General features: G+C 33.2%; 2 protein-coding genes. One reads left to right on the top strand and one right to left on the bottom strand.

The genetic code is table 11. The annotated features are described in order from the left end of the window. The first annotated feature begins 849 nt into the window (after positions 1–849). On the top strand, positions 850–2,001 hold the full coding sequence (locus ACP6PL_RS22505) for a helix-turn-helix domain-containing protein (protein ID WP_426547516.1): 1,152 nt from the start codon (positions 850–852) through the stop codon (positions 1,999–2,001). Here ACP6PL_RS22505 and proB read toward each other — a convergent pair. Continuing rightward, entirely contained in the window at positions 1,998–3,107 is a 1,110-nt protein-coding gene (proB, locus tag ACP6PL_RS22500; RefSeq protein WP_426547515.1) for a glutamate 5-kinase, read from the bottom strand. The two genes, ACP6PL_RS22505 and proB, sit on opposite strands and share 4 nt — an antisense overlap. Between the last annotated feature and the right edge of the window lie 1,245 nt (positions 3,108–4,352).

The following is a 4,352-nucleotide window of genomic DNA, read 5'->3' as shown; positions in this document are numbered from 1 at the left end:
GAGGCTTTAAACCACAATTATTTAATTAACAATTAATAATTAATAATTCGGTAAGTATTTATACTATATAGCTCCTGCATTTGACCTTTCTGAGGAGCCAGACGAGCGGGAAAATATTAGGCGTTGGTGAATGTGTAATGCTTTTGTCTTAAAAATCTATGAAAAAACTATAGTTGTACAGTTCATAAATATTGAAGAACATTACCTAATCACCAACCCCAAATATTAAGTATAAATACTCAATTACTTACTCCTCTTGACCACTATAATTATCTCCTGTCTCCTATTTTTTGTACTATATTTTGTCGTGTTAATGTAATCTTTATGATGAAAATTTTCTCTATAAGAAGAAAATTTACTAGTCAGAAAATTCTACAAACAACAAAAATTACAGACTACATTACGTACTTCAATATTTCAATATGTAGTATAAAATCAGGAGTCAGGAGTCAGGAATCAGGAGTCAGGAAAAAATCATAGTGGTAACTTAATGATTAAACAATTAAGTAAGCATTTATACTTAATATTTTCCTGATAATTTGACAAAAGAGAAAGATCAATGAAGATGATTTATACAGTATAAATACTTACTAAGCTACCGATTTTTATACTACTTTTAATATTACAATTTGACCTGCGGAATGTGGGTTACAGAACTTTTCAGGATAGTAAAGTAGAGTCTCATTTTAACCTGTGTTTTCTTTTCCCTAAAGTCTTAAAACTTTGTATCTAACCAATGTAAAAACTGGTGTAAATCTTCATAGTTATTAATCCGGAATCACAACTAACTCATAGAATAAATTACTTAGATTACTCCTATTAAGTATCAATAAAACTAAAACCATAATCATGGAATTCAAACTTGCATCTAGCCATAGTTTTTCTGGACATATTCCCATAGAAATACATCAAGATAGTTGGCGTTGGCGGAGCCTAGCGGTAGCTATATCGCTACCTACTAATATCGAAGCTGAAATCCAAACTAGCCAAATTTACAGTCTTATGTTGATAAACTTAAAAAATACCCTAGAAGAAGCAGTGGATCAAATTGAAGCTCAAATCGAAGCATTAGGATCTGAAGCAATCAAACTCAGACTCAAAAATTTAACTAGAACATTAATACCAGATAAACAAGAGTCTTCAACAGATCTAATTGATGTTCAGGCTAATAATATAGATGAGCAGGAAAAAAATCCTCTTTCTCAACAGAAATATCAGGAACAGTTAATCCCTAAAAATCAAGATCAGGTTCAAGAAAAAATGACTACAAACCTAACTAATGCCATGGAAGCAGAAACTCCAACTGAATCAATACCAGTATCTATTAATTCCGATAATACAGACACTAATCTTTCAGAAAATAACAGTAATTACTCTCAAGAGTTTAAACCAAAAAATAATCTACTGAAATGGAATAAAAAGCTGACAAAAGCAGAACAAGTAGCCTTAGAACTTCAGGAAAAAAATACATATCTACAGGAACTTGGCAAAAAACTACAAAAAGCCCGAAAAATGCGTTGTTTATCTATGAAACAAATTCATAAACAAACCTTTGTGCCACTTCATTACCTAGAAGCAATAGAGAAAGGCGAAACAGAAAAATTACCAGAAGATGTATATCTTCGAGGATTCATCTTTCGTCTTGGCAACGCTTTAGGATTTGATGGAGTAACTTTAGCAGCAGCCTTACCTATTTCTAATTCACTTCAAGGCTTAATGCCATCTTGGTCTAAGTCTAATCAAGATTTGAGATTTTATTTACATCCAGCCTACTTATATTTAGGTTATACAGCTTTAATGGCTGGAGCAGTAAGTGGACTAAGTTGGATGTCTCAACAACCAAGTCCTGGAGCAAATATGATTCCAGATACACTAGAACAACCTGATTCAGTTGCCCACTCAAATCGCCATTTAGAAACTACTCAAACACCAGGATTAAAATCTATCGCAGGTAGTGTAGTTGTTGCTTCAGATATCGCTCCACCAGAAACAATGATTTAATTTGTAATCAGAAGATTATCTCTATGTACAACTGTTTCAGCTCCTGCATAGCCCAAAATATCAGGTATATTTTCTGAGCGACAACCTAGAATTTTTTGCAATTCAACATTGCTGTAGTTCACAAGTCCCCTAGCTATTTCCTCACCTTCTTCATTGCATAGCTTTACAGCATCTGATGAATTAAACTCCCCTTCTACTTGAGTAATACCAGCAGCTAATAGGGATTTGCCAGACTTAGAAATGGCCTTAACTGCACCTTGATCTAGATAGAGTTGGCCTGCCGGAACTAAAACATTGGCAATCCAATGTTTGCGAGCATTTACTTGTTGTGGTTGGGGTTCAAACTGGGTGCCAATAGATTCTCCACTGAGGATTTTATGTATATTAGTGGGTAGTTTACCATCGGTAATTACAGTTCGGACTCCAGCAGCAGTAGCAATTTTAGCAGCCTCAATTTTTGTAATCATTCCGCCAGTTCCTCGTCCACTAACAGATTCCCCAGTTTGAACTTGAAGTTCTTCGAGTTGTTCGATTCGCTCTACCAAGCTAATAGGTAAAGCATCTGGATTATTTCTCGGATCGGCTGAGTATAATCTGTCAACATCAGTTAATATAAATAACCAATCAGCTTCTACTAGACTAGCAACTAAAGCTGAGAGAGTATCATTGTCCCCAAAATTTAGCTCTTCGACAGCAGTAGTATCATTTTCATTAACTATTGGGATTATACCCAGTCGCAACAATTGTTGAAATGTGTTGTAGGCATTGACATAACTACTACGTCGTGTTAGGTCACTTCTAGTAAGTAAAATTTGGGCAATTGTCTGTTGTAAAGATGAAAACAAGTCATCGTAAACACGCATTAGTCGTCCTTGACCAACTGCTGCTACTGCTTGCTTCATAGAAATATTCCGAGGTTTTTCGGTTAACCCTAAGATATCACAACCTATACCAACAGATCCAGATGAAACTAAAACTACTCGATGTCCCTGGCGATTTAAATTAGTAACAGTTTCAATCAAGCTAGAAATTGTGGATAAGGCTAAATTTCCAGTTTCTGAATTAGTTAGGCTAGAAGTACCTATTTTAATTACTATTGTATTCATAGAAATAATTCAATTAAAATTTTCCACTACTAATGCCCTAACAGAAAATCAATCTTTCAGGAACATAAATTAAACAAAACCGGGGAATTTTGGTTTTTGAAACTCAAACCTCTTGAGCGTAATTAATTTTATCCGGTTTTATTTTTTTCTTATTCCTACCTAACTGAGTAAAATTGACATATTAGGAATTCCATATGAATTATGTGATTTAGACTATTCTAAAATACAAAGTCGTTATAACATGATTCAGTCAGAAGATAGGTTTTAATGTTATCTGATAAATTTAAACTTATTCCGACTCATTTAGGACTGGTATCTTTAGCATTATATAATTACTATGATTATAGTGAGCATCTAAAAAATTAGTATAGTAATTACTTTTTCAGATGCTTAACTTTCAGGATATCCCTCGGTATAATAAGTACCTAAACAAAATTATTTACCTATTCTAATTAGGTGCAATCTTTATAAACCCAAGAATTCGGTTTGTATAGATTTGTAATTTATTTTATGTGCCTGCCTAAAATTTAATACCCTTGATTCACAATAAATAGTGCTTTTTTTAAATTTAACTAAATAAATCGAATCTTATCTCAAATTTGAAAACATTGTTTGTACAAAACCAGTTTGATATCTATATAATTACTATATGCAAGTATCTTAACCATCTAAGCATTAGTTTTGAGAAAAAAAATATACCCTCAAATTTAATGCATTATCTATTTCATCTCCCCATGTTTAACCAATTTTTTCCTAACTCCTAAAAAACTTAATATTGAAAAATAAAGCAAATTTATTCTATCTGAGTGCCACAATTTCACATCTTAGAATAGTTCTAAATTAGGCTCAAAGACTCAAAAATAATTCTTGAGCAAATAGTTATAAATAGCAATTAATTACCTAAACAAAATTGTTTACCCACGCTAATTTAATGTGAAGCATACATTATAAAGGATTAACTCTGAGAATTAGACACAAAGGAAACAAGCAATGGGTTTGGTTAGCTTATAGATGCGATGACTCGATAAATTGTGGCAGTGTATATCGGCTCCCGAGGTATTAACGGAGTAGAAGGATTATGGGGTTTCCCTGTGCGACATTAAACGCGGAGCATGGCGTCAGCCGTATATAGCAACTGCCAGAGCGGTTAGGACAGAGAAAAGTATAAAATCATTAGACCATTTCTATAAAACCCATTTGAGATCTATATAATTATGCAAGTTAAGTCTTTTCGTGCATCAAGAA

This window comes from Dapis purpurea BLCC-M126, from assembly GCF_050015975.1.
Classification (GTDB): domain Bacteria; phylum Cyanobacteriota; class Cyanobacteriia; order Cyanobacteriales; family Microcoleaceae; genus Trichodesmium.
This window is presented reverse-complemented; position numbering and strand designations above follow the sequence as displayed.